The organism is Arthrobacter sp. UCD-GKA (assembly GCF_001863355.1).
GTDB lineage: Bacteria > Actinomycetota > Actinomycetes > Actinomycetales > Micrococcaceae > Paeniglutamicibacter.
On record NZ_MOLR01000004.1, the window covers coordinates 605,747 to 632,108 of the forward strand.

At 63.1% G+C, this 26,362-nt stretch carries 19 protein-coding genes; 9 read left to right on the top strand and 10 right to left on the bottom strand.

Annotated features, from left to right (window positions below; genetic code table 11):
- The first annotated feature begins 93 nt into the window (after nt 1-93).
- From BLJ79_RS09025 to BLJ79_RS09050, 6 genes are all read left to right on the top strand, one after another.
- On the top strand, nt 94-1,110 hold the full coding sequence (locus tag BLJ79_RS09025; protein ID WP_071214360.1) for a LacI family DNA-binding transcriptional regulator: 1,017 nt from the start codon (nt 94-96) through the stop codon (nt 1,108-1,110).
- 192 nt (nt 1,111-1,302) lie between these two features.
- Entirely contained in the window at nt 1,303-2,661 is a 1,359-nt protein-coding gene (locus tag BLJ79_RS09030; RefSeq protein ID WP_071214361.1) for an MFS transporter, read from the top strand.
- Nucleotides 2,658-3,449, top strand: coding sequence for an SDR family NAD(P)-dependent oxidoreductase (locus BLJ79_RS09035; protein WP_071214362.1), 792 nt, complete (start codon nt 2,658-2,660; stop codon nt 3,447-3,449). The genes BLJ79_RS09030 and BLJ79_RS09035 overlap by 4 nt, the downstream gene beginning before the upstream one ends.
- Before the next feature lie 103 nt (nt 3,450-3,552).
- Nucleotides 3,553-4,305, top strand: coding sequence for an SDR family NAD(P)-dependent oxidoreductase (locus BLJ79_RS09040; RefSeq protein ID WP_071214363.1), 753 nt, complete (start codon nt 3,553-3,555; stop codon nt 4,303-4,305).
- A 410-nt stretch (nt 4,306-4,715) separates the two neighbouring features.
- Nucleotides 4,716-5,324: an NADPH-dependent FMN reductase gene (locus BLJ79_RS09045; RefSeq protein WP_071214364.1), complete on the top strand. Its 609-nt coding sequence runs from the start codon at nt 4,716-4,718 to the stop codon at nt 5,322-5,324.
- A 159-nt stretch (nt 5,325-5,483) separates the two neighbouring features.
- Nucleotides 5,484-6,848 carry an MFS transporter gene (locus BLJ79_RS09050; RefSeq protein ID WP_286135318.1) on the top strand — a complete coding sequence of 455 codons (1,365 nt, stop codon included), beginning with the start codon at nt 5,484-5,486 and terminating at the stop codon, nt 6,846-6,848.
- 53 nt (nt 6,849-6,901) lie between these two features.
- Here BLJ79_RS09050 and BLJ79_RS09055 read toward each other — a convergent pair whose 3' ends face one another.
- The 3 genes from BLJ79_RS09055 to BLJ79_RS09065 all read right to left on the bottom strand — a co-directional run bounded on the left by BLJ79_RS09055 (nt 6,902) and on the right by BLJ79_RS09065 (nt 10,073).
- The gene (locus BLJ79_RS09055; RefSeq protein WP_071214366.1) at nt 6,902-7,936 is read right to left on the bottom strand and encodes an LLM class flavin-dependent oxidoreductase; all 1,035 of its coding nucleotides are present in this window, start codon (nt 7,934-7,936) and stop codon (nt 6,902-6,904) included.
- Nucleotides 7,933-8,583 carry an alpha/beta hydrolase gene (locus BLJ79_RS09060; RefSeq protein ID WP_071214367.1) on the bottom strand — a complete coding sequence of 217 codons (651 nt, stop codon included), beginning with the start codon at nt 8,581-8,583 and terminating at the stop codon, nt 7,933-7,935. The genes BLJ79_RS09055 and BLJ79_RS09060 overlap by 4 nt, the downstream gene beginning before the upstream one ends.
- A gap of 563 nt (nt 8,584-9,146) precedes the next feature.
- Entirely contained in the window at nt 9,147-10,073 is a 927-nt protein-coding gene (locus tag BLJ79_RS09065) for a LysR family transcriptional regulator (protein ID WP_286135330.1), read from the bottom strand.
- A gap of 109 nt (nt 10,074-10,182) precedes the next feature.
- Here BLJ79_RS09065 and BLJ79_RS09070 point away from each other — a divergent pair, with 109 nt between their 5' ends.
- Nucleotides 10,183-11,244 carry an MBL fold metallo-hydrolase gene (locus BLJ79_RS09070; RefSeq protein WP_071214369.1) on the top strand — a complete coding sequence of 354 codons (1,062 nt, stop codon included), beginning with the start codon at nt 10,183-10,185 and terminating at the stop codon, nt 11,242-11,244.
- 5 nt (nt 11,245-11,249) lie between these two features.
- Nucleotides 11,250-12,566, top strand: a complete 1,317-nt coding sequence (locus tag BLJ79_RS09075) for an MFS transporter (RefSeq protein ID WP_071214370.1) — start codon at nt 11,250-11,252, stop codon at nt 12,564-12,566.
- A 238-nt stretch (nt 12,567-12,804) separates the two neighbouring features.
- Here the strand turns inward: BLJ79_RS09075 and BLJ79_RS09080 are convergent, their stop codons facing one another.
- The 6 genes from BLJ79_RS09080 to BLJ79_RS09105 form a co-directional block, all read right to left on the bottom strand.
- Nucleotides 12,805-15,957, bottom strand: a complete 3,153-nt coding sequence (locus BLJ79_RS09080) for a DEAD/DEAH box helicase (protein ID WP_071214371.1) — start codon at nt 15,955-15,957, stop codon at nt 12,805-12,807.
- A 422-nt stretch (nt 15,958-16,379) separates the two neighbouring features.
- Nucleotides 16,380-17,798 (bottom strand): pyruvate kinase, encoded by a 1,419-nt coding sequence (gene pyk / locus BLJ79_RS09085; protein ID WP_071214372.1) that lies wholly within the window; start codon nt 17,796-17,798, stop codon nt 16,380-16,382.
- A complete protein-coding gene (locus BLJ79_RS09090) occupies nt 17,795-18,946 on the bottom strand; it encodes a glycerate kinase (RefSeq protein WP_217641856.1) in 1,152 nt (383 codons plus the stop codon). Before BLJ79_RS09090 ends, pyk begins: the two co-directional genes overlap by 4 nt.
- Entirely contained in the window at nt 18,943-20,385 is a 1,443-nt protein-coding gene (gene dctA / locus BLJ79_RS09095) for a C4-dicarboxylate transporter DctA (RefSeq protein ID WP_071214374.1), read from the bottom strand. The genes BLJ79_RS09090 and dctA overlap by 4 nt, the downstream gene beginning before the upstream one ends.
- A gap of 174 nt (nt 20,386-20,559) precedes the next feature.
- Nucleotides 20,560-21,657 carry a tartrate dehydrogenase gene (locus BLJ79_RS09100; protein ID WP_071214375.1) on the bottom strand — a complete coding sequence of 366 codons (1,098 nt, stop codon included), beginning with the start codon at nt 21,655-21,657 and terminating at the stop codon, nt 20,560-20,562.
- A gap of 116 nt (nt 21,658-21,773) precedes the next feature.
- Nucleotides 21,774-22,676, bottom strand: coding sequence for a LysR family transcriptional regulator (locus tag BLJ79_RS09105; protein WP_071214376.1), 903 nt, complete (start codon nt 22,674-22,676; stop codon nt 21,774-21,776).
- A 247-nt stretch (nt 22,677-22,923) separates the two neighbouring features.
- Here BLJ79_RS09105 and BLJ79_RS09110 point away from each other — a divergent pair, with 247 nt between their 5' ends.
- Nucleotides 22,924-24,552 carry an SLC13 family permease gene (locus BLJ79_RS09110; protein ID WP_071214377.1) on the top strand — a complete coding sequence of 543 codons (1,629 nt, stop codon included), beginning with the start codon at nt 22,924-22,926 and terminating at the stop codon, nt 24,550-24,552.
- A 522-nt stretch (nt 24,553-25,074) separates the two neighbouring features.
- Here the strand turns inward: BLJ79_RS09110 and BLJ79_RS22380 are convergent.
- On the bottom strand, nt 25,075-26,334 hold the full coding sequence (locus BLJ79_RS22380) for a flavin monoamine oxidase family protein (protein ID WP_083411134.1): 1,260 nt from the start codon (nt 26,332-26,334) through the stop codon (nt 25,075-25,077).
- Nucleotides 26,335-26,362 lie beyond the last annotated feature (28 nt).

Here is a 26,362-nt window from a genome sequence, read left to right on the forward strand (position 1 = left end):
CGTCACCTTGGTGCGATGAAATATGCTGGGGCATTGATGAGTGCACAACCAGTCGCGCATGCGGCTGAGGCACGCGGCACCTTCGGAGGAGACATGGACAAAGGTTCAGAGCCCGTTACATTGCGCATGATTGCGGACGAGGTCGGGGTCAATGTTTCCACCGTTTCCCGGGTCATCAATTCCTCCGACAAGGAGGCGCGGCGGTGGGCGTCCAGTGAGATGATCGACCGGATCCGAACGGTGGTCGCCGCCCGGGGCTACCAGCGAAACCCCCACGCCGCGAGCCTGCGCACGCGCCGCTCGGGACTGGTGGGCGTGCTGGTCCCCCGGCTTCAGGACTTTGTCCTGGCCACGGTCTACGAAGGCATCGAGGAAGCCGCAACGGAGCAGGGAATCTCCACCTTTGTCACCAACTCGCTCGACCGACCGGAAAACCAGGCCTCTCGCACCGAGCTCATGCTCTCGCGGCGCGTTGACGGGCTGATCTTCGGTGATGCCCATGCCGGGGACCCGTTTCTTGACACCCTGGCCAAGCGCGGCATCAAGTTCACCCTGGTGTCCCGCCGATCGGGCGACCACATCTCTGCCACGTGCGACGACATCCTGGGCGGACGACTGGTTGCCGAACATCTCCTGGCAACCGGCCGCAGGGACATCGGCATCCTGTCGGGCCGCCAGTACGCATCCACCGGCAACGATCGAACGGCCGGTGTGGTCCAAGCTTGCCTGGAGGCCGGCATCAGGATCCGGCCCGAGCGGATTGTCCATGGAGGTTTCGATGCCCCGGGCGGGCGGCAGGCCACCGAGCGCCTACTCGAGCAGGGCGGTTGCCCAGATGCCATCTTCGCCACCAACGACTTCGCCGCCATCGGTGCCATGGGCGTCCTGCGCGATCGCGGGATCGGGGTGCCCGACGACGTGGCGATCGTCGGCTACAACGACACCCCTCTGGCCGCCGAGCTTTCAATCCCACTGACCACGATCCATTCGCCGATGCATGAGATGGGGCGCGCCGGCTTGAACCTGTTGCTCGCGATGCTGCGCGGCGAACCCGTCCAGTCGGTACGACTGGCCCCTGAACTGGTCGTCCGCGCCTCGACCGCAGGCTGAAAGTCTCCGGCGCCTCGATCGCGGGGGTGACAAGCAACACCTTTCCCGTGTAATGTCCCTTTCTGACACGTACACAAAGGTTTGCGTACGTGCCCTCACACACTCGATCAAGTTCCACGCATGCCCCGGCCCCGTCTCGTTCGGCCGTTTACACAAAGGTTTGTGGAACTTTCACCCCGAAAGGAGCAGTCCATGGATTCCACAACATCGGCTTCACGCCGCACCCAGACTGCCGCTACAAAAATCGAACCGTGGAACGTGGTCATCACCGGCAAGAAGATGGCCTACGTATCCGTGGTCTGCTTCATCGCCTGGGTTGCCTCCGTCTACGACTACACGCTCTTTGGCACCCTCCTGCCGGTCATCGCCGAAGACTTCGGCTGGACTGCGGCACAGTCCATGTCTGTGAACACCTGGGCAACCGTGGGAGTCTTCCTGGTTTCGCTGGTGGTCGGAACGATCATGGACAAGATGGGCCGCAAGCGCGCCCTGATCCTGCTGGTCATCGGTGGAGCGGTCAGCTCCGGCCTGACCGGCGCAGCCGCCGGTGCACTCTCCATGGTCATCATCCGCGGCTTTTCCGGCTTCGCGATCTCCGAAGAGGTCGTCAACGCCGTCTACCTGAACGAGATCTACAAGAAGGCTAAGGGCCGCGGCTTCATGTTCAGCCTGGTCCAGTCCGGCTGGCCGGTGGGCGCCCTGCTCGCCGCCGGCATGACGGCCCTGTTCCTCCCGATCGTGGGATGGCGCGGCAGCTTCGTCATCGCGGCCCTCGTTTCGCTGGTCGTGGTGTTGCTGGCCGCCAAGCTCCCCGAATCCCCCACCTTTGCAGCAATGAAGGAAGTCGAACGCAGGCGCAAGGCCGGCGACGAAGCCGGCGCCGCGGCGCTGGCTGCCGAACACGAGCTGGAAACCGGCACGGATTCCAAGAGTGGCCTCCGGGGCGTCTTCACCCCCGAGCTGCGGGTCCACACCATCAGCATTTCGCTGGCATGGCTGTTCAGCTGGATGGCCATCCAGGTGTTCTCCGTGCTCGGGACCACCGTCCTGGTCGAAGCCAAGGGCCTCTCCTTCGACAACGCCCTGTTCATCCTGATCCTGGCCAACGCCGTTGCCTTCACCGGATACCTGTTCCACGGCTGGGTGGGCGACAAGTTGGGCCGACGCAACACGGTGCTGGGCGGATTCGTCCTCGGCGGCATTGCCAGCGCCGCCATGCTGCTGGGTCCCAACAGCTCGGGCTTCGTCATCACCATGTACGCATTGACGTTGTTCTTCCTCACCGGTCCGTTTGCCGCCATGCTGTTCTACATGGGTGAGTCCTTCCCTGCCCACGTCCGTGGCACCGGCAGCAACCTTGCCCACGTGATGGCTCCCGTCGGCGCCATCGTCGGCTCGGCCCTGGTCTCCGTCCTGCTGACGGCCGGAGTGCCGATGACCGCGGCAGCACTGCTGGCAGGATCGCTCCCGCTCGCCCTGGCGGGACTGGTCATGCTCGGCGCCCGCAAGGTCGACCACCGCCAACCCGCAATCGAAGGAATATCGGCATGAACAATCTCGTCCGCGACGACGGCCTCGAAGGCAAGGTTGCAGTGATTTCCGGAGCCGGCAGCGGCATCGGGCGGGCCCTTGCCGTCGCCTACGCCCGTGCCGGCGCCAAGACCGTGGCAGGCTACTACCCCGGCGACCCGCATGATGTCCAGGAAACCGTCGACGCCGTGCGCGCGGCCGGAGGCGAATGCCATCCGGTGGCGGTGGACGTGCGCAGCACCGAGCAGGTCGATGCCCTGGCCGAGCAGGCCATCCAGCGCTTCGGCTCGTTGGACATTGCCGTGGCCAGCGCCGGGATCCTGCGTCGCGCGCCCTTGGCCGAGATGACCGACCGGGTCTGGGACGACATGCTCTCCGTTGACCTCACCGGGGTCTTGCGGTTGTTCCGCTCCAGCGCCCGGCACATGGGCGATTCCGGCGGCTCCATGGTCGCGGTTTCATCGATTGCCGGCGGCGTCTACGGCTGGGACGATCACGCCCACTACGCCGCCTCGAAGAGCGGTCTACTGGGGTTGTGCCGCTCCTTGGCCACCGAGCTGGCTCCGCGGGGCATTCGCGTCAACACCGTGATTCCGGGGCTGATCGAGAGCCCGCAGTCCCTCGACGCAAAGAACTCCCTCGGCGCGGAAGGCCTGAAGGCCGCAGGCAAGCTCATCCCCAAGGGCCGGGTTGGCACCGTGGATGAGTTGGCCCGCACCATCCGGTTCCTGACCAGTGACGACGCCGCCTACATCACCGGGCAGCAGCTCATTGTCGACGGCGGCCTGACGGTTCGCTGGCCCAGCTGACCCTTTGCACATCATGGTGTCGGGTGGTCTCCTCGGCAGAAGCTGCGGAGCCCGCCCGGCACTTTGAACCATTACACGTACCAATCTCCTGAAACGAGGAACCATGAGCGGACAGCTTGAGGGCAAGATCGCCATCGTCACGGGCGGAGCCAGCGGCATCGGCCGTGCCATCGCCGAACTCTACGCACGCGAGGGTGCCACGGTGGCCATCGCGGACCTGAACCTGGTAGCGGGCCAAGCACTCGCCCGGGAACTGGGGTCCCTTGGCGGCTCGCACAGCGCCCACGCCGTGGACGTGACCGACGAGCACTCCACGAAGGCCCTGGCCGAGGACGTCGCGGCGCTCCACGGAAGGATCGACATCCTGGTCAACAGCGCCGGCATCCTGACGGAAATCCCGTTCCTGGAAATGGAACCCGCGGACTTCGACAAGATGATCGCAGTCGACCTGCGCAGCGTCTTTTTGTGCAGCCGCTGGGTTGCCCCGTTCATGGTGAAGCAGCAGTGGGGGCGGATCATCAACATCTCCTCCCAGATCGGCCTCAAGGGTGGCCACGGGCTGGCCCACTACGCCGCGGCCAAGGCCGGCGTGCTCGGCCTGACCAAGTCGATGGCGCGCGAGCTTGCCGCCGACAACGTCCTGGTCAATGCCATCGCCCCCGGCCCGATCGTCACCCCGTTGCTGGGTGACTTGAGCGATGAGTGGCGCGCGGAAAAGCAGGCAGAACTCCCCTTGGGCCGCTTCGGCACGGCCGAAGAAGTGGCCCCCAGCGCGTTGCTGCTGGCCTCATCCCCGGGAGGAAACCTCTTCATGGGCCAGATCTTGGGCCCCAACAGCGGCGATGTCATGCCCTAAGGGACTGAATCTTGGCAGTGGGCGTCCCGGGTACCGGGACGCCCACTCGTTTGGCGAGAACGGCCAGCAACGACCGTTTCTCCCCACGCTCGCAGTCAGGCGATGCCACAGCACCATGGCGTCCTCCCAAACGTCGTGTGCGCTCGCATTCGGACCGGGTTGTGGAAGTTCCTTCGGTCTACGGTTATCGATACACCATCTGCCCCATCGCCGTCCCTCGTCAGGCGGCCGTGCGGATGGGCTTCGTCCCGTTTCCGGGCGAATCGGTCGCGGCGTAGTTGTCCCGGTTTGCAAGGGCCTTGCACCCGGAGTCAGGCCATGACCGGCCTCAAATACGTGCATGTTGCGTCTTCTGAAAAATTCCCCCGGGGCTATGGACGTGCCGGCATTTCCCATGTTGGACTGTCCCCATGACTAACTACAACATTGGTTATTTCGTCGGTTCGCTGTCCTCCAACTCCATCAACCGCACCCTGTCCAAGGCGTTGATCAAGCTGGCCCCGGACAACCTTCAATTCACCGAGATCCCCATCAAGGACCTCCCGTTGTACAACTACGACTTCGACGCCAGCTACCCTCCCGAGGGCACGGCGCTGAAGCAGTCCATCGAGGCAGCCGACGGGTTGCTGTTCGTCTCCCCCGAATACAACCGCTCCATCCCCGGCGCGCTGAAGAACGCCATCGACTGGGGTTCGCGCCCCTGGGGCACCAACTCCTTCGCCCGCAAGCCCTCGGGCATCGTCGGGGCCTCCGTCGGCGCCATCGGCACAGCGGTCATGCAGTCCTCCATGCGCAGCGTTCTCAGCTTCCTGGACGCCCCGCAGCTGAATTCCCCCGAGGCCTACATCGCCTTTAAGCCTGGGCTCTTTGAGGATGACGGAACCGTCACAGACAGCGGAACCGCCGACTTCCTGGCCCACTACATGCGCGAGTACGCGGCGTTCGTCGAGCGCGTCCTGGACGCCAGCGCCGAGGGCCACATCGGAGACCCGGACCCGATCGAGAAGGCCGAAAAGTAACTTCCAACCCATGGGTGCTGGGATCGGGCTTCGGCCCGATCCCAGCACCTTGTCGTTTGCGGGTCTCCCGGCTGGCTCGGGTTCCGTTACATTCTTAGGCCTCCGTTTACAATGTGGAATCGTGGGTCATAAGTAGACCCATTCCAGAAAGCCAAGCCCTTGACATTGCCTTCCCCGCCCGCCGATCCCGCCCGCAACGCGGTGCCGCGCAAGACGCGACGCATCCACCGTGCCTGGCTCGTGGCCGCGGTGACCGTGCTCGCCCTCGTGGCGGCCGCCGCCTTCCGTTCCACCACAGGCGCGTTCTTCGAGCCACTGGAATCCGAGTTCGGGTGGACCCGGTCCCAGCTTTCGACCGCAGTGACAATCAACCTCGTGGTCTACGGCTTGGTGGCTCCCTTTGCCGCGACGCTGCTGGAACGGTTCTCGATGCGCTTCGTGGCCGCCCTGGCGTTGGGCTTGGTCTCGGCCGGGGCCGGGCTGGCGGTCTTCGTGTCCCAGGTGTGGCAGCTCTGGCTCCTCTGGGGCGGGCTGGTCGGAATCGGCACCGGCGCCATTGCCCTGGTCTTCGGCGCCGTGGTGGCGAACCGCTGGTTCGCCGCACGGCGCGGCCTGGTGATGGGCATCTTCTCCGCGGCCAACGCCTGCGGACAGCTGATCTTCCTTCCCACCATCGTGCACCTGACCGGCCACCACGGCTGGCGCATAGCGTCCTTGCTGGTGGCGGGCTTCGCGCTGGCCATTGTTCCCCTGTTGTTCTGGCCGTTCGCCAACAGCCCGGCGGAAGCCAAGACCACGGCCTATGGAGCCACCGATGAGGCAAGCACCGGAACGGCACCGGCCAAGGCCCGTCCAACCGGCAACGCCATGACCGAAACCCTGGCGGTGCTCCGCCATGCCATGGGGTTCCGTGCCTTCTGGATCTTGGCGTTCACCTTCTGGATCTGCGGCTGGTCGACCAACGGCCTGATCCAGACGCACTTCATTCCGGCATCCCACGACCACGGCATGCCCGCAACCACCGCATCCGGGCTGCTGGCATTGATCGGCGTCTTTGACATCATCGGCACCATCGCCTCGGGCTGGCTCACCGACCGGGTCCGCCCGTGGCTACTGCTGGTGTTCTACTACGGCCTGCGCGGAATATCGCTGCTAACCGTCCACTCGCTGCTCGGCCCCACGGTGGAGCCGGTCTTGTGGATCTTCATCCTCTTCTACGGGCTGGACTGGGTGGCCACCGTTCCGCCCACCGTCGTGCTGTGCCGGCAATACTTCGGCCCGGTGCGGGCGGCTGTGGTCTTCGGCTGGGTCTTCGCGTTCCACATGGTAGGCGCTGGCGTGGGTGCGCTGACTGCGGGAATCGGCCGGGAGATGTCGGGCAGCTACCTGATCGCCTGGATCACCGCCGCGGTTCTCTGCTTCCTGGCCGCGGGAAGCCTGTTCTTCATGCCCGGCGCGCGGAAGTCGGTTGAGGCCGACCCGGAGATCGTTCCCGACGAAATGAATACGTCCCGAGTGGAGTGACCACGCGTAAAAAGGCTGGCCCGTGAGCGCAGGCCAGCCTTTTTATGTAATCGCTAGTTCTTCAACGCCGCCCGGACCGCGGGCAAGACCTCGGTGGCTAGCAGTTCGATGGAGCGCAGCGTCTGCGCCTGCGACAGGCCGCCGAGCCCGACCTGGGCCAGGAAGCGGGTGTGTCCCAGGATCTCGTGCTCCCAGAGGATCTTCTCCACGATCTCCGCCGGGCTGCCGGCGAACAGGGCGCCGCTCGGTGACGCCCAGGACTCGAAGGCCGCCCGGTCCAGGCGCCCGGCCCGGGGCATGTTCTGCCCGATGTAGGAGCTGTAGTGCGGGAAGAACATGTCCTTAGCACCTTGGGAAGTTTCCTCGACATAGAAGTGCGAGGTCACCCCGATCCGCCCGGGCTCCCGGCCCGCTGCCACGGCGGACCGCCGGTACAGTTCGGCCAGCGGAGCGAAGCGCGGAGGATCGCCAAGGATGGCCAGATACAGCGGCAGGCCGAGTTTTCCGGCCCGCACCGCTGAGGCGGGGGTTCCGCCCACGGCGGCCCAAATCGGCAAGGATTCCTGCACCGGGCGTGGGAAGACACCCGCGTCGTGCAGCGACGGGCGGGTGCTGCCGCTCCAGGTCACCGGGTTTTCGTCGCGGATCTTCAGCAGCAGCTCAAGTCGGTCATCGAAGTACTCGTCGTAGCGCTGCAGATCCTGGCCGAAGAGCGGGAAGGACTCGAGGTAGGCACCGCGGCCCGCGGTGAGCTCGGCCCGCCCGGAGCTGATCAAATCAAGCGTCGCGAAGTCCTCGAAGACGCGGACCGGATCGGCGCTGGAGAGCACCGTGACGGTGCTGGTCAGGCGGATGTTCTTGGTTTGCGCGGCTGCGGCAGCAAGCACGACCGGCGGTGAGGAGACGGCGAAGTCCTCGCGGTGGTGCTCCCCCACGCCAAAGACGTCGAGTCCTGCCTCGTCGGCCACCCGCGCCCATTCGAGGATGTCGCGCATGCGGGTTGCTGCGTCGATCGGCTTGCCGGCGGCGTCGCGGGTAAGCTCGCCGAAGGTGAAGATACCGATCTCGAACGGGTTGGCGGCACTCATGCGCCGGAGACCACCTCGGCGCCGAGGTGGGCGGTGATGAAGTCACGGACGTCATCGAGCTCGGCTGCGTTGATGCCGTGGGCCAGTCCCGGATAGACCTTTTCCACCAAGGCGGAGTGGACCGGCAGGAATTCGGTGGTGCGGGTGATCGCCACCGGGGCAATGACCCGGTCCTCGGAGCCGCGGCCCCAGAACACGGCCGGAAGATTTTCGCGCAGGTCCTCGTCGCCCGGCTGGGTGGCACCGAGGACGAATCCACCGAGGATCACCGGAGCGATCACGCGCTCGGGGCGCGTGCGCAGCAGCTGGCTGGCCATGAGCCCGCCCTGGGAGAATCCGACGGGAATGATCTTGGTGGACGGACCGACGTTTTGATCGATCCAGGCCCAGATCGCCTCGGTCGCCGCCTCGACCGGTGCCGCATCGGGGACGCCGGGGGTGGTGATCTCAAACCAGGCCGCCCCGCCGTTGCCCAGTTCGAGCGGTGCGCGCAGCGAGGCCCACGGCAGGTCGAGGCCGAGGGCCGGGGCCAGACCGCTGAGATCCTGCTCGTTCGAACCGAAGCCATGCAGGAAAAGCACGACCGCGTCGGGAACGTCGCTGGTGGTCCATCCGGTCGAGCGTACGTCGCGCAGTGTGGTGGTCATGTGGGGATCGACTCCTTGGGCAGAGGTGGTCAGGGAGAACGTTTTGCTTCTACCTTCAACGATACACGATTTAGTTTAATCTTCAAGTAATGCTGGCACTCTTCTCCCTGCCAAACTGCCCGATTGGAAAACGCGGCCGCCCCATTTCGCAAGCAGTGAGGTCCGGGGCCTATGACCCCGGACCTCACATCGCCTAAAGTGCCGAAATCGCTACATGTTCCGGCATTGGCTGCAAAGACGCTTGCCGCCGTCTCCGGAGCGCTTATTGCGTTCCGGGATTTGCTGCCCAGTTGGGCAGTCACTGTGGACGTGGTGCACATCCGGATCGCTGTCATTGATGGAGTGGTACGGATAAACGCGCAACTTGTTCCTCCCGTAGGGCTTCGAACTTGATGCTCGAAGCTGAGACGAACCTATCGGCCGACACAGACATTTTGCCGATAACCCATGTAGCCAAAGGTGACAGACAAGCACATCACGATCCGCATGATTGCCACTTTTTAGGCGACGAGCTGGCGATGAACGTCTGCGCAGGCAGCCATCAGCGCGGCTCCTCCGCAGGCCTAGGCGTCGGAAGCCCAGTGCTGCATGGGATCGGCGATGTCCCCCAGTTGAGACGTGGCGAAGTCGCGCAGCGCGCGGATCTTGGCGTTGCCGAGCGACCCGGACTGGAATACGAGCTGGACGGCATTCTCCGGCAGCTTGTCCGCGATGCGTTTGTAGACCAATTTATGCCCGTCGTAGGTCTTGTCCCCGCTCGGGCGTCCCATGATCACGGTGTATCCCAGGCCGCGGCCCACCACCGAGCGGATCGTCTCGACGTTGCGCAGGCGCCACCGGACATTGGGCTTGAAGCCCGCTGCCTCCGTCATGGCCATGATCAGGTCCGGCGCCGGTTTCAGACCCAGCAGCACGGCCGGCTCGTCCCCAAGCTCCGCAAAGTGGACCTCGTCGCGATCGGCCAGCCGGTGGTTGGCCGGCAGCACCAGCTGCAGGCGCACTGCCGCGACCAATGCGCGTTCCAGGTCCGTGTCCACGTGCAACTGGTACATGAAGGCCGCATCCAGTTCGCCTTGCTGCAGCCGGCGCTGGAGCTCGTCGGAGGAGGCCTCGGACACGAGGACCTCGACCTGCGGGTGATGCTCCGCGAAGTACTCAAGCACCGGCGGCACCAGCCACGGGGACAGGGTGTCGAAACAGCCGATCGTCAAGGTGCCGACGAGCTCACCCCGGATGGCTCCGGCAGAGGCTTCGAGCGCGTGGGCGGACGCAAGCACCTGCCTGGCATTCTCAACCAGCTCGCGCCCGGCCACGGTGAGTGCGGCACCCTTGGCCCGCCGGCGAACCAGCAGCTGGACCCCGAGCGTTTTTTCCAGCGTGCTGAGGGCCACCGACAGCGAGCCTGCAGTCATGTGCAGGCGTTGCGCGGCAGCAGCCAAGGTGCCTTCTTCCGCCACGACAAGGAAGATCTCCAGCTGGCGCAGGGTCACAGCAAGCAAAGTTGACTCCTTCAAACAAGATCGATCATTAGTTTCGATTTTCACAGTATATGTTCTGGGTCATAGTTGATCCCAAGACCTTCCCCTTTCAGGAGCATTCATGGACCTCTCTCCCCGCGTCATCACCCTTGGCACCGCCGGCGGCCCCCGCTGGTGGGGCGCCCCTTCTGCCGGCAGGCGGCGCAACGGCATTGCCACCGCTGTCGTCGTCGGCAAGGCCATCTATCTTGTCGACTGCGGCCGCGGGGCCAGCGGCCAGTTCGCCGAGGCCGGGCTGGACCCGAACCAGTTGCGCGGAATCTTCCTGACCCACCTGCACTCGGACCACACCGTGGACATGGCCGGCATGCTGCTCTTCGGCTGGATGATGACCGGCCAGCGCCAGGGTGCCCCGGTGCGCATCGTGGGCCCGGGCGACCGCGGCATGCTTCCCCCGGTGAACCAGCACGCGGACGGCGACATCCAGCCGCTCTTCGCCGACACCCCGACCGCCGGCACCAAGGACATGGTCGAGCATCTCTTCCGCGCCTATTCGGCAGACCTGACCGACCGGATGCTCGACTCTCTGCGTCCCTCGCCGTACACGGTGTTCGAGGCCAGCGACATCGCGATCCCCTCGGAGACCGGCTACCACCCGAACGAGAACGCAACTCCAGAGGGCATGGAACCGTTCACCATCTACGCGGACGAACTGGTCACCGTCACGGCCACGCTCGTGGCCCATCCCCCGGTGGCACCGGCCTTCGCTTTCCGTTTCGACACCGCTGAAGGCTCGGTCACCATCTCCGGGGACACCGCCCCCTGCGCCAACCTCGTGCGTCTCGCACAGGACACAGACCTGCTCCTGCACGAGGCCATCGACATGGATTGGGCCGCCAACTCCTACGCCGACGTTGACGAAGCCACACGCACCGCGACCATCGAGCACCACCGCAAGTCGCACACCACCCCAAGGCAGGCCGGAGAACTCGCCGCCGCCGCAGGAGCCCGAGCACTTGCCCTGCACCACCTGGTGCCGGGCAACGCCGAACCCGCCGTCTGGCGGGCCGCCGAGGAGATCTTCGCCGGGCCGGTTTTTGTCCCGGACGACCTCGAGACCATCAGTTTTGCCCACGCGCGCAACGACGCGCTTGCTTCCGCCACCAGTACCCAGAAGGATTAGGAATCATGGCACACGACACCACCACCGTTCCGGCCGTTACCGAGACCTCGCTGAACACGCCGCACATGCGGCGAATCCTCGCTTCCAGCTTCGTCGGCAGCGCGGTCGAGTACTACGACTTCCTGCTCTACGCCACGGCCGCCGCCGTGGTCTTCAACAAGGTCTTTTTCGTCGACCTTGACGCGGGCTGGGCCACCTTCGCTTCCTTCGGCACCCTGGCCGCCGGCTATGCAGCCCGCCCGATCGGCGGGGCCATCTTCGGTCACTACGGCGACCGCCTGGGACGCAAGAAAATGTTGATCCTCTCCATGGTGATGATGGGCCTCGCCACCACTGCCATGGGCCTGCTGCCCACCACCGCCACCATCGGAGTGATGGCACCGGTCCTGCTGATCACCCTGCGTGTCATCCAGGGCATCGCCGTGGGCGGCGAATGGGGCGGTGCCATGCTGATCGCCCTGGAGCAGGCGCCGAAGGGAAAGCGCGGCTTCGCGGCTAGCTTTGCCAACATGGGTGCCCCTGCAGGGGCCGCGCTGGCAACCCTGGCCATGTCGGCGGCGACGTTGTTGCCCGATGAGCAGTTCCTTGCGTGGGGCTGGCGCATCCCGTTCCTGCTCAGCGCGGCGTTGGTCGCCCTGGCTCTGGTCATCCGCCTCAAGGTCTCCGAGAGCCCGCTCTTCCAGAACCTGGAACGCGAAGCCGACCGCCGGCGCATGCCGATCCTCGAGGTGTTCACCCGCCACCCCCGCCAGCTGACCCTGGGCATCTTGGCCGGCGTCGCACAATTCACCATGGCCGGCATGGTCACCGTGTGGGCCGTCAGCGAGGCCGTGGCCAACGGCGCGGACAAGACCGGCGTGCTCAACGCCAAGGCACTTGCCGCAGTTGCAATGCTGCTGGCCACCATTATCAGCGCACGGCTCTGCGACCGCTTCGGCCGCAAGAACATCCTGCTCATCGGCATCGTTGCAGGCATGGCCGCGGCTTTCCCGATCTTGAACCTGGTTGAATCCGGCACCGTGGGCGGCTACGCAACGGCGGTGATCCTGGGCCAGGGAATCCAGGGGTTCATGTTCGGCCCATTGGCAGCATTCATAGCCGAAATGTTCCCTACCCGGGTCCGTTACACCGGTTCATCGATTGCCTACCAGGCTTCTTCGACCATCGGTGCAGGCTTCACGCCCATGATTGCCGCAGGCATTATGGCTGTCACCGCCGGCGGCGTGATCCTGGGAGCCGGCTGGATCACGGTCCTTGCCATCTGCGCCATTGCGGTGCTTATGGCACCGGAGGGCCGGAAGCGCGAGCTGACAGACATCTAACAATTTGACACTTGTTCCCGGCCCGTCTTCGCGTTTGCGATGGCGGGCCGGAGCCATGTCCGCCACGCGGTCGCTTCTCGCTTTCGCCTTGGACATGTCTGCATTTCTGCTCGAGCGCCCATTCCACTGGCTCAATGCCGACGCTGGTAGTCGAAGTACCTGGAATCTTTTCTGCAATTCTCAGCGGTCGGCCTAGCAAGGTGCACTCGTGGAAAACTTGCAGCGTTCAGCGTGCGCTTCATCTGGCGACGGCATTCGCCGACGTGAAAACGCTAACCGGCATATCTCGTTGCAATTTCCAAGTGATGGCGATCGGCTTTGATCCGTCATGTTTCATGTAGTCGACCGTGCCCAGACACGTGAACGGCATAACCAACCCGTCAACGTCCTTCGCAGCATCACGAGTAAAGAGCAGGATGTGGGATTCGTGATCCTTCCGATTCAAGTAGCGCTGCCCGGTCGGGCTGGTTGGGCCGGTTGCGTTCTGCGATTCCCAGTGGAAAAGCCGTGGACTGATCGCATAGTCCTTATACAGTGTGTTCGGGTTGTGGACCGTCTCATCCTTGTCCAGCGTCACGAAGAGCGCATCGGTGTTTGCCTGCGGACACCAGGCCACTCCCTCACGATGGTTTACGCCCTTGCCTTGTTCCAAGGAACCGTAGTCAAGTGCCGCAAGGACTTCGGACCGCCAGTAGGTGGCATGCGAGTACAGCGGAGTCTGTTGCAAACCGAGCGGCAGTCCCTTCGGCGCTCGCGCGCTGCGAGCCACGCCCCGCGCAAACGCAGCGCGTAGTTCCTCAACCAGGTACCCGTTTGCACGAATGCGGTCCAGCCCGGCATCGTAGGACCCGTAGCCTCCGCCGTTGTCCCAGAACGTGTAGAACAGCATGCGGGCGAACGTCTGGTTCCGTTGCCCCAGCTCAGCATAGGGCGGGGCATCCTTGGAAAGCAGCTCGGAATAGGCGTCGGCGCGCTCCGCATCATCAATTTGGAGAAATCGAGTGACCCGCTTGAGCAGCTCGCGTTCCTCGTCCTGTTGGGTAGCCTCGAAGGCAACAAGGCCATCTTCCCAGGGAGAACGCGAAGAGATCAATCCTGCCCGGCGGATCAGATCCGTCCAGGAATCTCCCGTTTTTCGGTAGATGTCTTTGACGTCTCGGCCGGATTCTTCGAGATAGTCGTCCAACCCAAGCAACCCGTGGGACTTGATTTCACGAACAAGTGCAGGCTTGTTGAGCTTGAGTTGGGATCGGATGTTCTCCAGCACGATGGCGCGTGCCACTCGATCAAGCATGAGCTGGCAGCCCGAGGGCAACCCGGGCGCACCTTCATCGATGATGCGTTCCAGTTTCTTGCGCGGCACGTCCAGCAAGGCTCGGTACTTGACATCGAAGCGGAACTCCCTGCGTTGCTGGCCGATGAAGTCCAGCACGGTAAGCACTGCCTTGTCGTCGGCACGACGCAGTCCGCGTCCGAGTTGCTGGAGGAAGATCGTCGAGCTCTGTGTGGGACGCAACAGGAGGATGGTGTCGATCTCCGGTACGTCGAGGCCCTCGTTGAAGAGGTCGACGGCAAAGATGCAGTTCAGTTCGCGGGCGCGCAGCTTGGCCAGCGCTCCCTCGCGTTCCTCGGTGCTGGAATTTCCCGACACCGCCACCGAAGGGATTCCCGCCTCGTTGAAGACCTTGGCCATGTAGTGCGCGTGTTGGACCGAGACACAGAATCCCAGCGCTCGCATCAGGGTGGGATTCAGTACCTTGTCGCGAAGTTCGTTGATGATCTTCAGGGCACGCATGTCGTTGCCGGTGTACAAGTTGCTGAGCTGCTCCAGGTCGTAGGACCCTCGTTTCCACTCGATTGCGGTGAGGTCAACGTCGTCCGACACCCCGAAGTAGTGGAAGGGAACCAGCAGGTCTGCGTCCAAGGCATCCCATAGACGCAGCTCCGAGGCGATCCTGCCGTCAAAGTAGGTGTCGGCAACATTGATGCCGTCGCCGCGTTCGGGCGTTGCCGTGAGTCCGAGAAGCTCGATGGGTTTCAGATGCTCGATAAGCCGGCGGTATGAGGATGCCTCAGCATGGTGGAACTCGTCGATCACCACAATGTCAAAAGCCTTTGAGCCGATCTTGTCGAGTCCTAGGGCAGACAGAGACTGGACGCTTGCGAAAACGTGCTTCCAGGCCTCCGGTTTTTGTCCGTCCACGAACATCTCGCCGAAGGACCCCTTCCCCAGGACCTTGCGATAGGTTTTGAGGGACTGCTCAAGGATTTCCTTGCGGTGTGCCACGAACAAAAGCGTGAGCTCCCTCCCCGCAGCTTCACACAATCGCTTGTAGTCCAGCGCCGCAAGTACCGTCTTCCCGGTACCCGTTGCGGCGACCACCAGATTTCGATGCTCGTCACGGTTGGTACGGGCAGCATCGAGTTCTTCCAGCATTTCCTTCTGGTGCAACAACGGAAGCACTTCCAACCCGGTGGAGCCAAGCATCCGCTCCGCAGTTGTGCCGCCTGCGCGTTTCAACGCCGCGTCCAGGCGCTCGGCATCGGTGTCGGGATTGTAGGGAACGAAGGCGTTGTCCTCCCAATAACTGTCAAAGGTCATCGAAAACTTTTGCAGGAGACCTGGAGTTGCCACACCGGAGAGCCGGACATTCCATTCGAGCCCGTCAAGCAATGCAGGCCTGCTGAGGTTAGAGCTTCCAACGTATGCAGTATCAAACCCTGAATTTCGGTGAAACATCCAGGCCTTTGCATGAAGCCTGGTCGCATTAGTCTCGTAGTTGATGCGGACTTCGGCGCCGAAGCGCCGAACCAGTTCATCGATGGCTTGGCGTTGAGTGGCGCCCATATAGGTTGTTGTGATGACCCGTACCGGGATGTCCTGATCCTTGAGTGCTTGCAGCGAGTCGGAAAGTAGGCGTAGGCCCTCCCACTTTATGAATGCACACAACAAATCGACCCGATCCGCTGACGAGATTTCTGCCCTCAATTCGGCTGCAAGCTGCGGGTCTTCGCGGCTGTTAGTAAGCAGGGCTGCCGCACTCAAAGACGTTTGGGGCCGTTTGAATCTTCTTCGACGAATGCCGCTGTCCCGTTGCAACTCCATAAGTTTCTGGGGTCCTGGAAGCACATCGTCGGTGTGCCCAACTATGTTGAGAAGCCGGTTAGTCAACGTAATCATTTGTTCTGGTTCCAAGCCACTCAACCGTAACTCGACGGCTTGGCCGACGAACCGTGCCAGCTCGCTCGGTGCGTTCTCAGCCCCCACGTCCACAACCGATCGTTTGTAGCCGGCCAGTGATTCCAGTCGGTTGGCCAGCTGGTCGGTCAGCAGGCGCTCAAAAATCCCTTCGCCCAAGTCGACCTGATTATTTGCTCCAGCAATATCCATATGGCCAGGCTACTGGAAATGGGTAGCTATTCAGGGGTCCCGCAGCTATTGGGGCAGCCCAGCATCTCTCATTCTTGAACGATCAATCGGTTTGGACAGGCATTGATCGTCAAATCTAGTTCTAGCGCTGATGGGCTCCACCGGGGTTCTCAATGAACGATGGCTCACCGCGACACTCCCCCACCAGATAGCCGGCGGCTAAACATGCCCGAGGCAAGGCCGTTATTGTCTTTGCATCGTCGTCCTTAGCTCATTCCATGGCTCGAACAACGCGCTTCCGACAGGGTGCCACCGCGATAAGACCGATGCCATCGAAGAAGTTCGGTGGGCGTCAACGAGATCCGGTGCTCAGCCCGCGTGCAGGCCGCTGGCTGGGTTTTTGGGTGCCGCGTTGAAGTCGGCGCTCCCCTGGGACTGATCCGTCAGTCATTCCTGTCGACGAGGCGGTGGAGCTTGAGCATGTTGGTGGAGCCGGCGGTGCCTGCGGGCGATCCGGCGGCGATGACGACCAGGTCCCCTGGCCTGGCCAGGCCGCTTTCGCGGAGCATCCGGTCCACTTGGTCGACCATGTCGTCGGTGTGTTCCACGAACGGGACCTTTCGCGGTTGGATCCCCCAGGTAAGTGTCATGGTGTTCATGGTGGAGGAAGAGGGGGTGAACGCATATACCGGCTTGGAGGGGCGCAACCGTGAGAGGCGGCGTGCTGAATCGCCGGTCTGGGTGAAGGTGGCAATGCAGGTGGCGCCCAGCTGGTTCGCGATCTCGACCGCCGCCCGCGTGATGGAACCGCCTTGGGTCTTCGGAATAGTGCCAAGGGCGGGCACGCGCTCGAGCCCGTGGTCCTCCGTGGATTCAATGATTTTGGCCATGGTGCGGATTGTTTCGATCGGATACTTACCCACGCTGGTTTCACCCGAAAGCATGACTGCGTCCGCACCGTCCAGCACGGCGTTGGCGCAGTCCGAGGCCTCGGCCCGGGTGGGCGTGGGGGCCTCGATCATGGACTCGAGCACTTGGGTGGCGACGATGACCGGTTTGGCCCGTCGCCGTGCCAGCTCGATGGCGCGTTTTTGCACCAGGGGCACTTCCTCCAGTGGTAGCTCCACTCCAAGGTCGCCGCGGGCAACCATGATGGCGTCGAAGGCGTCAATGATTTCCTCCAGAGCGTCCACGGCCTGGGGCTTTTCGATCTTGGCTATGACGGGGGTGCGCCTACCTTCCTCGTCCATGATTTCGTGGACCCGGCGGATGTCGGCCGCATCCCGAACGAAGGATAGGGCGACCATGTCGACGCCGGTGCGCAGCGCCCAACGCAGATCCTCTTCGTCCTTGGGGGTGAGGGCGGGGATGCTCACGGCCACGCCGGGAAGGTTGATCCCCTTGTTGTTGGAGACGGTTCCCGCCACCACGACCTCGGTTACCACCTCGGTGTCGGTGACCGAGAGGGCGCGCAAAGCGACCTTCCCGTCGTCAACCAACAGGATGTCGCCGGGACTCACATCGCCGGGTAATCCCTTGAAGGTGGTGGAACAGATCTGGGCGGTACCTTCGATCTCGTCAATGGTGATGGTGAACCGCTGACCCGCGACGAGGTGGTGTGGTCCCTTGGCGAACCGCCCGAGCCGGATCTTCGGTCCCTGGAGGTCGGCGAAGATCCCAACGGGCCGGTTCAATTCTTCTGCGGCCTTGCGCACATTGAGGTATGTCTGCTCGTGCACGTCGTGCTCTCCGTGGCTCATGTTCAACCGGGCAATATTGACGCCCGCTTCCAGGACGGCGAGTGTGGCAGCGTAGCTGCCGATGGCGGGACCGAACGTGGCAACGATCTTGGCGCGTCTCATGAGTGAATGCTGTCCTTGTGCGGGGTAAGGGTGGCGGATATTTGTTTTCCGAGCTCAGTCAGTAGCGCCTCCGAAAGCTCGGGATCACGAGAACTATCCAGGGCGGTCATCGAGCTCAACGAGTGGATGGCGGAGATGCGGTTCTCGGGGAGCGAGTCGACGCCCAGGGCGTTGTGGCCTACCACTGCAATGACCGGGACCGGGGCGGCGCGGCGGGCCACCACCACGGGGAGTTTACCGGACAGGGTTTGTTCGTCGAGCTTGCCTTCGCCGGTGATGACGAGGTCGCAGCCCTGAAGGGCCGTCTCGAAGTCGAGCAGGTCAAGGAAGAAGTCTGCGCCGGAGACCATGCGTGCGCCCAGCAGCATTGCGGCGAATCCGAGGCCGCCGGCGCTTCCTGCACCCGGGGCACGGGCACAGGTGCTTGCCGGCCATCCGGCTTCGTCGAGCTTTTGGACCAGGTGTGCCAGCCCTGCCTCGAGCAGCTGCACGTCTTGTGCGGTGGCGCCTTTTTGCGGCCCGTACACGGCCGCCGCTCCGTCCTGCCCCAGTAGCGGGTTTTGCACGTCGTTGGCGGCGACCAAGTCGATGCCGGCCAGTGGGACCAGGCCTGAGGCGTCGATATAGGAAATGTCCTTCAACGTGCCTCCGGCCGGTACGAAGCCCTGTCCGGCGGCGTCGAAGAAGCGCATGCCCAGGGCTGAAAGCATCCCTGCCCCGCCGTCGGTGGTGGCGCTTCCGCCCAAGGCCAGGACCAGCTGGGTTGGCCCGTGTCCCAGGGTCCCCTTGATGGCTTGGCCGAAGCCGTTGCTGCTGCTGGACAGTGGTGCCGGGTTCCCGGGTGGCAGCATCTGCAATCCCGAGGTCGTGGCGACCTCGATGACGGCCGCGGTGCCGTTGAAGGCGATGGTCGCGATGGCCGGGGCGCCGGAAGGACCGGAGACGTGCATGGGCAGTGGTGCGAACCCGGCGGCCAGGGCAGCCTGGACGCTGCCGTCCCCTCCGTCTGCCAGCGGCAGGAAGCGGCACTCAACCCCGGACGTCCCGGGGTGGGCGGTCAGGCCCACCGACAGTGCCTGTGCCGCCGCGGTGGCGCTGAGCGATCCCTTGAACTTGTCCAGCGCCAGCAGGACCTTCATCGTGTTCATCGTGCGCCCGCCCCCACCAGTGTTTCGTCTTCCGCCGTCGGTCCGTGCCCTGGCGGCGATACGGCCGGCTCGGCGAGAGGCGTTCCTGAGGTCGAGGAATCCACATCGGTGACGGTTTGGGTTTCGATGGCTTCCAGGGGAGGGACGTCTTCGCCGTTGAAGACCCGGCGGACCCGGTCAATATCGAGGGACTTGTCCCACCATGCGATGAAGAGGGTGGCGACCGCGTTGCCGCAGAAGTTCACTACGGCGCGGCATTCGGACATGAACTTGTCGATGCCGAAGATCAGCATGATTCCCGCCGCCGGAATGGTGCCCAGTGTGCTCAGCGTCGCCGTAAGTGCGATGAAGCCACCCCCGGCGACTCCCGCCGCACCCTTGGAGGTCAGCAACATGACGGCCAGAAGCCCGAACTGTTGGCCGATCGTCAATTCGGTATTCGTTGCTTGAGCGATATACAGCGCCGCCAGGGACAGGTAGATCGCGGCGCCGTCGAGGTTGAAGCTGTACCCGGTGGGGACAACCAGTCCGACCGTTTCCTTCTTCACGCCCGCGTGTTCAAGCTTGCGCATGAGTCCCGGCAGCGCAGGTTCGGCAGTGGAGGTTCCCAGGATCAGGAGGAGTTCTTCCTTAAAGTGGCGCAGCATCGAGAAGATGTTCAGTTTCAAGAAGGCCATGACCCCGCCGAGGAACACGACGACGAAGACGATAGAGGTGCCGTAGAAGAGCAGGACGAGCCAGCCCAGGCTGCTGAGTGTTTCCACGCCGTACTTGCCTACGGCGAAGGCCATGGCACCGAAGGCGCCTAGCGGCGCGGCCTTCATGATGAAGTTCAGGACCTTGAAGACAATGGCCGTCAGTCGCTCAACGAAGTCCAGCACTGGTGCCCCGACCTTGCCAACCGCATTCAGGGCAATGCCGAAGATGACGGCCATGAAGATGATCTGCAGGATGTCGCCCTCGACGAAGGGAGATGCCACGCTGCCGGGGATAACGTGAGTCAGGAACTCCCACCACTGCTGGTTCTCGCCCTTTTCGATCAGGTCGGCGGCGCTTCCGGTAGCCTCGAGCTTGCTCGCATCTGCGTTGACACCGTCACCCAGGCGGAAGATGTTGATCGCGACCAGGCCCAAGAGCATGGCACAGATGGTGCCGATCTGGAAGTATCCCAGAGCCTTCAATCCGGTTGTTCCAACCTTTTTCAGGTCGGCGACGCTGGCGATTCCCCCGACAATGGTCAGGAAGACTATGGGGCCGATCAGCATTTTCATTGCTTCAATGAAGGTGGTGCCGATTGGTTGCAGGGCCTCGCCCGTTGACGGGAGCAGCCAACCGACCAGGATGCCGCTGACGATCCCGATCAAGACCCAAAAGTAGAGTTGCCGGTACCAGCGCTTGCGTACGGGCCGGAGGGTGTCGCTGTGCAGGGTGTTGCCCATGATTCCTACCTCGTTGTTGGAATAAGTCGTGCTCCGGGGACTCTCACGCTTGTTCGGAGGCGGGACTTGGAAAGTGATTGGGTGGGCCGGAAGGCGGAAACACTTCGCGGCTTGGGTCCCGGGGGCAGGTTACTGATGCGACCCGCCCCCGGGTTGGTGCTCGGATCTGGAGATCTAGACTGCGGTGAGCTTCTTGCTCAGGGCCTCGAGGATGGCCTCGGTGACGGTATCGGTGCTGGAGGTGCCACCGATATCACGGGTGAGGTTCCCGGAGGCCGTTGCGGTTTCGATGGCGGCCTCGACCCGGCGTCCTTCTTCGTGGAGCCCGAAGTGGTCAAGCATCAGGGCGGCGCTGGCGATGGCGCCGATCGGGTTGCTGATGCCCTTCCCGGCGATGTCCGGCGCGGTGCCGTGGACCGGCTCGAACATGGAGGGGAAGCGGCGCTCGGGGTTCAGGTTGGCGCTGGCGGCCAGGCCTAGGCTGCCGGCCAGTGCCGAGCCCAAGTCCGAGAGGATGTCGGCGTTGAGGTTCGAGGCGACGACAACGGACAGGTCTTCCGGATTAAGGATGAACTTGGCGCTCATGGCGTCGACCAGCACGCTCTCGGTGCGCACGTCCGGGTAGTCCAAGGCCACGCGGTTGAAGGTCTCGTCCCAGAGCACCATGCCGTACTGCTGGGCGTTGGACTTGGTGACCGAGGAAACCTTCTTCACCGTGCGGGTGCGGGCCAGATCGAAGGCGAAGCGGATGATGCGTTCGCAGCCCTTTTCGGTGAACAATGCGGTCTGCAGGGCGATCTCGTTGCCCGGACCGCGGCCTGAGAGGTTGCGCCCGCCCAGGCCGGCGTATTCGCCCTCGCTGTTTTCCCGAACGACAATCCAGTCGAGCTCGGTGTCATCGGCCTTACGCAGCGGGGAGGTGACGCCGGGCAGGAACTTGACCGGGCGGATGTTGGCCCACTGGTCGAAGTTCTGCGTGATGTTCAGGCGCAGGCCCCAGAGGCTGATGTGGTCCGGGACGTTTTCCCAGCCGACGGCGCCGAAATAGATCGAATCGAAGCCCTTCAGAGTCTCCAGGCCGTTGGGGTCCATCATGACCCCGTGCTCGGCGTAGTATTCGCAGCCCCACGGGAATTCGGTCCAGTCGAAGGCGAACTTTCCGGCGGACTGCTCGGCGACGGTGTCCAGGACTCTGCGGCCAGCGGCGACGACCTCCTTGCCGACACCGTCGGCCGGGATCGAGGCAATCTTGAAAACGTGGGTCTCACTCATGGTCAAACTCCTAATCGAAAGTGCTCCGCATCACATGCGGCGTTGGTATCAATTAGAGCCTTTAACTTGAAATGCGTCTAAGACCAAAAATGGATTCGTCAGATAGGTAAAACCTATCAACCGTGGTTGGTGTGCGATGCCGCGTATTGCGTAGCGACTTCCAAAAAGGCGCGGGCGGCGGGAGTCAGGTTGGCTTGGCGGCTCAGGATGGCCACATGAAGCTCCGATACCGGCTCAATGCTCGCCACCCGCAACCCTGACTGGCGGGCCAGCGGCGCCCAGGACTGCGGCATGACCGCATGCCCCACGCCGGCCAGGACCAGTGGGAGCACCGAAGTCCGGTGGGCGATCTCAGCCACAATCTCCACCGCTACGCCGTCGGCCAGGACATCGTCGACTAAGGTCCGCATCAGCGAGCCGCGCTGCGAGACAACGACCCGGTGGCCGCCGAGATCCTCGCGGGACAGGACCTCTCGGCCGCCGAATTCATCAGCCTGCGGGTTGATGATCAGCACCAGCGGCTGCCGCTCCAGCTGGATGACGTCGACATCCGGGACCTTGATGGGACTGTCCGAACCCAGCAATCCGATCTCTGCGCTGCCGTTGCGCACCGAGGTCACGACATCCTCGACCGTGAAGGCCGCATCGGTGCTTACCGTGATACCCGGATACAGCCGGGTGTACGTGGCGATCATCGTCGTCAGCGGCTCGATGCCAGGAGAGGGCATGGCCACCAGCTCGAGCCTGCCGCTGCGTACTCCCTTGAGATCCGCCATCGCGGATTGCGCCGCCTCCAGGTCCCGGAGCACCAAACGCGCCGGGCCCACCAGCGCCTTGCCGGCCTCGCTGAGAACGGCCCTGCGTCCCACCCGGTGGAATAGCGGAACCCCCGCTTCCTGCTCCAGTGTCTTGATCGTTTGCGACAAGGAAGGCTGGGCTATGAGGAGTTTTTCGGCGGCACGGTTGAAACCCTGATGATCCACTACCGCTAAGAAATACTTCAGCTGCCTGATATCCATGCGCACTTCCCCACCTGTCCGAGCCGCACCTCCGGTGGCGCAGCCTCCACCCATTATGTTCCACGCCTGCAAACCACGTTATCCGGCACTGCGGCCGCGCGAGTGCCGAGGTCCCGGCGGCCGCAGAGCCCTCGGCACCAGGAGCCATTGCATCGGATTTACCTATCCAGGTGGTAGGAAACTAGTCTTAGACGTGATGCGGATCACCGAGAGATGTTTGGTGTCACCCATCGACCAAAGGACGAGGATGTCTCACAATCTCCCCCTACCTACGCAAACAACAGCATCGCCCCGGCGCACCAACGTCACGGCCGCCCTGCTGGGCGGGAAAACGTTCCGCAGCCTGAGCGAGCAAACCCTCTCGCCCCGCGAAGAAAAATTCGAGCGGGGACGCCAAACTCTGGGGTTCTTCCTAGCCCCGGCCGTGGCGATCATCTTCGCCCTACTGCCCACGGCCATGGACCCGAAGCAACAACTACTGGCAGCGATCCTCTTGGGCGTGATCATCCTCTGGATCTGTGAACCAGTTCCCATCCCGGTGGGAGGGCTCATTGGCGTCGCCGCCACCGTGATCCTCGGGGTCGCGCCAGCCAGTGATGTCCTACGGCCTTTCGGCTCAACAACCATCTTCACCTTCATCGGCGCGTTCATCCTTGCCCAGGCGATGCTGAAGCACGGCATAGCCCAGCGACTGGCCTTCGCCGTACTTTCCATCCCCGGGGTCGCCAAATCCACCTACCGCATCATCATCGCTTTCGGCGTGATCACCTGCATTCTCTCGGCCTTCGTCTCGAACACCGCGACGGTCGCCATGCTCATGCCCACCGCACTGGGCATCCTGGCTGTCATTGCCCAACTCATGCAGGATCGCGGAGTGGTCAAGGCAGACTTCGACCCGTTGCGGCTGCGCGTTGGCGCGGCCCTCATGCTGATGCTGGCCTACGGCGCCAGCGTCGGCGGACTGCTCACACCCGTGGGAGCCCCGCCAAACCTCATTGGCCGCGGTCTCATTGAGGAAGCCACCGGGGAACGCATTTCCTTCGCCCAGTGGACCGCCACCGCAGCACCGCTTTGCCTGGCCATGTTCGTCGTGCTGGCCCTGGTAATGTTCCTGATCAACAAACCCGAAATCCGCCACATTGAAGGCGTTGACGAGTTCATCCGTGAGCAAAAGGCCGCCCACGGCAAGATGAAGCGCGCCGAGATCAACACCCTGATCGCCTTCGGGTTCACCGTCACTCTCTGGCTTCTCCCGGCCTTCGCAAGCCTGATCTTCGGCGCGGATTCAGAACCGTACATCTTCCTGGACGACAGGTTGGACGAAGGCATCGTGGCAGTGCTCGGCGCCTCGCTGCTGTTCATCCTCCCCACCAACTGGAAGAAGCGCCAAGCCACCCTCACCTGGTCGGACGCCGCCAAGATCGACTGGGGAACAATCATCCTCTTTGGCACCGGCATCATCTTCGGCTCCCTTCTGGCCGCCACGGGACTGGCCGAAACCATCGGAACCAGCGCCTCCGAGAGCCTGGGCATCACCAACATCGTCACCATCACCGCGTTCGCCGTGATCCTGGCCATCCTCATTTCCGAGACCACCAGCAACACCGCCTCCGCGGCCGTCGTGGTTCCCATCGTCATCCCCCTGTGCATGGCCATGGACGTCGACCCGTTCATCCCCGCCCTCGCGGCGACCTTCGCGGCCTCCTTCGGGTTCATGCTCCCTGTCTCAACCCCGCAGAACGCCATCGTCTACGGCTCCGGAACCGTGCCCATCACCAGGATGATCCGCACAGGAGTGGTCTTCGACATCCTTGGCGCCATCCTCATCATCAGCATCGTCCCCATCATGGTCGCCATCACCGGCATCGGCGGATAGCCTCCGCGCCGGGATGACTCCGGCAACATTCTGGCCGTAAAACGTCCTACGCGAAACGGCAGTACCGTAGTCCGCCATCCGTCGGACGCGGTACTGCCGTTTCGTTTTCGGGAATGGTGAAGCGTCGCAATGGCCGATCCCCCACCGCGACGCCCTGGCACCAAAAATCAGACCGTTGAATACTGTGAAAAGCCGCGGTAAATTGCTCGGTTTCCACAGCGCATGGCGGCCCATGAAGAAGACCGGCGATTCTTAGCGACAAGCCGTTGGATCATGGCGGCAAGGGGGATTTCTAGCCGTATTGTGATTGCCTCAAGCATGAGGATCACTGGGTTGCGGGGAAGCGTTTCCGTCACCTGGCCACATGTCGTTGACATGTCCCGGCCAATTGGTGCTGCGATCAACATGTCTGGCCGAAGTCGTCCGATCCGTAAATCGATCGGACGACTTCTGAAGCGTATTGAAGGCCCATCCCAGCACTCGGATACTACTTATCGGGCCATTCGTTCCACGCGCTCATCCCTACGCGTTTACCGGTGCGATCTCATCGGCAACCCGCAGACCGGATAGATATGCGCCCTGGACCGTGCGGGGGCGCCACTGCGCCGTGGCTTCGCCGGCCCAAAAAATTTTGTCTTCGATTGCTTGGGACAGGCGGTGCCGCGAATCCGGTGCGGCGCCAGGTGGAAGGTGGCTATAGGCCCCTCGTGCGAAGGGGTCCCCCATCCACGAGTGGTATGCGGAAAAGCTTGGCACGAGGTGGGGGTTGTCCAGTTCCCTTCGGACTTCTCCGAGTGTCTCGTCAATGACATCGGGGCTCTGCATTTCGAGAAGCCGTCGTGCCTTGTCACCCACAGCCCACGCGACGAGGACTGTTTGGTCGGCGGGCGTCCCCTCGTAGGTTGAATTCCAAATGGAGCTCAGTGCCCCGGATTCACAATGCACGATATCGTCCCCGCCGGACCACACGTCCCCATCAAAACCGAAGAGAACCTTCACTATATCCAAGCTTGTCATCTCGTGGATCGCTCGAACCGTGCGCTCGGGCAGCGGCGGAACGAATTGGACGTCGTTATTCTTTAGAACTCCAAGCGGCAGGGTAACGACAACACGAGCAGCCCGGAAGATTTGGGTAGAGTCTGCGGTTTTTGCGCTGACTTCGACGCCGTCGTCGGTTAGTGCAATGCGTTCAACCCGTGTCGCAGTCTGTACCTGCAAATCACTGGCGAGTACCTGTGTGATTTGGTCAAGCCCCTGCGGTACCCGAGAGTTGTGGACTCCCATGAATTCGCCGTGTTCGAGTTCGAGCTTGAGTTCATTGATTGCGTCGGAGGCACTCGTTTTCCGGTGCGCTTCACGGCCCAGCTGTGCCTCAAGGGCTTCCTCCATGAGGTTTCGTTCTGTCCCGGAAGGGAACTGGTCAAGGTATGTGCTGACAGGCTGTCCGTTGGCCGGTGCGGGCGCATCCTCGAGGAGCAGTTTCAGGCGGTCGTGGAAGTCTGCAGATAGCGTCCGGGTACCCCCCACATAGGGCGTATCCACTCCGGCGGCTGCGAACACTTCCAGCAGTGGGTTCCCGTTGGTATGGAGCATTTCGGCGCCGAGTTCGATGGGGCGGTGTTGATCACTGCGAGAGGTCAGGACGCGCCCGCCCATGCGGTTGCGTGCCTCCAGTACGAGGACTTCCAACCCGCGGTCTTTAAGCGTGCGGGCAGCGCAAAGACCGGCCACACCCGCTCCGACAATGATTACATCCAGGGGTGGTTCTGAATTGTTGGTCATCAAATTGCTCCTACGCGATGATTGGCGT

What these genes read in the sequence shown, in the direction of transcription:
- BLJ79_RS09025 (WP_071214360.1), top strand. Translation starts at nt 94, where the DNA reads ATGGACAAAGGTTCAGAGCCCGTTACATTGCGCATGATTGCGGACGAG.
- BLJ79_RS09030 (WP_071214361.1), top strand. Translation starts at nt 1,303, where the DNA reads ATGGATTCCACAACATCGGCTTCACGCCGCACCCAGACTGCCGCTACA.
- BLJ79_RS09035 (WP_071214362.1), top strand. Translation starts at nt 2,658, where the DNA reads ATGAACAATCTCGTCCGCGACGACGGCCTCGAAGGCAAGGTTGCAGTG.
- BLJ79_RS09040 (WP_071214363.1), top strand. Translation starts at nt 3,553, where the DNA reads ATGAGCGGACAGCTTGAGGGCAAGATCGCCATCGTCACGGGCGGAGCC.
- BLJ79_RS09045 (WP_071214364.1), top strand. Translation starts at nt 4,716, where the DNA reads ATGACTAACTACAACATTGGTTATTTCGTCGGTTCGCTGTCCTCCAAC.
- BLJ79_RS09055 (WP_071214366.1), bottom strand. Translation starts at nt 7,936, where the DNA reads ATGAGTGCCGCCAACCCGTTCGAGATCGGTATCTTCACCTTCGGCGAG.
- BLJ79_RS09060 (WP_071214367.1), bottom strand. Translation starts at nt 8,583, where the DNA reads ATGACCACCACACTGCGCGACGTACGCTCGACCGGATGGACCACCAGC.
- BLJ79_RS09070 (WP_071214369.1), top strand. Translation starts at nt 10,183, where the DNA reads ATGGACCTCTCTCCCCGCGTCATCACCCTTGGCACCGCCGGCGGCCCC.
- BLJ79_RS09075 (WP_071214370.1), top strand. Translation starts at nt 11,250, where the DNA reads ATGGCACACGACACCACCACCGTTCCGGCCGTTACCGAGACCTCGCTG.
- BLJ79_RS09080 (WP_071214371.1), bottom strand. Translation starts at nt 15,957, where the DNA reads ATGGATATTGCTGGAGCAAATAATCAGGTCGACTTGGGCGAAGGGATT.
- pyk (WP_071214372.1), bottom strand. Translation starts at nt 17,798, where the DNA reads ATGAGACGCGCCAAGATCGTTGCCACGTTCGGTCCCGCCATCGGCAGC.
- BLJ79_RS09090 (WP_217641856.1), bottom strand. Translation starts at nt 18,946, where the DNA reads ATGAACACGATGAAGGTCCTGCTGGCGCTGGACAAGTTCAAGGGATCG.
- dctA (WP_071214374.1), bottom strand. Translation starts at nt 20,385, where the DNA reads ATGGGCAACACCCTGCACAGCGACACCCTCCGGCCCGTACGCAAGCGC.
- BLJ79_RS09100 (WP_071214375.1), bottom strand. Translation starts at nt 21,657, where the DNA reads ATGAGTGAGACCCACGTTTTCAAGATTGCCTCGATCCCGGCCGACGGT.
- BLJ79_RS09105 (WP_071214376.1), bottom strand. Translation starts at nt 22,676, where the DNA reads ATGGATATCAGGCAGCTGAAGTATTTCTTAGCGGTAGTGGATCATCAG.
- BLJ79_RS09110 (WP_071214377.1), top strand. Translation starts at nt 22,924, where the DNA reads ATGTCTCACAATCTCCCCCTACCTACGCAAACAACAGCATCGCCCCGG.
- BLJ79_RS22380 (WP_083411134.1), bottom strand. Translation starts at nt 26,334, where the DNA reads ATGACCAACAATTCAGAACCACCCCTGGATGTAATCATTGTCGGAGCG.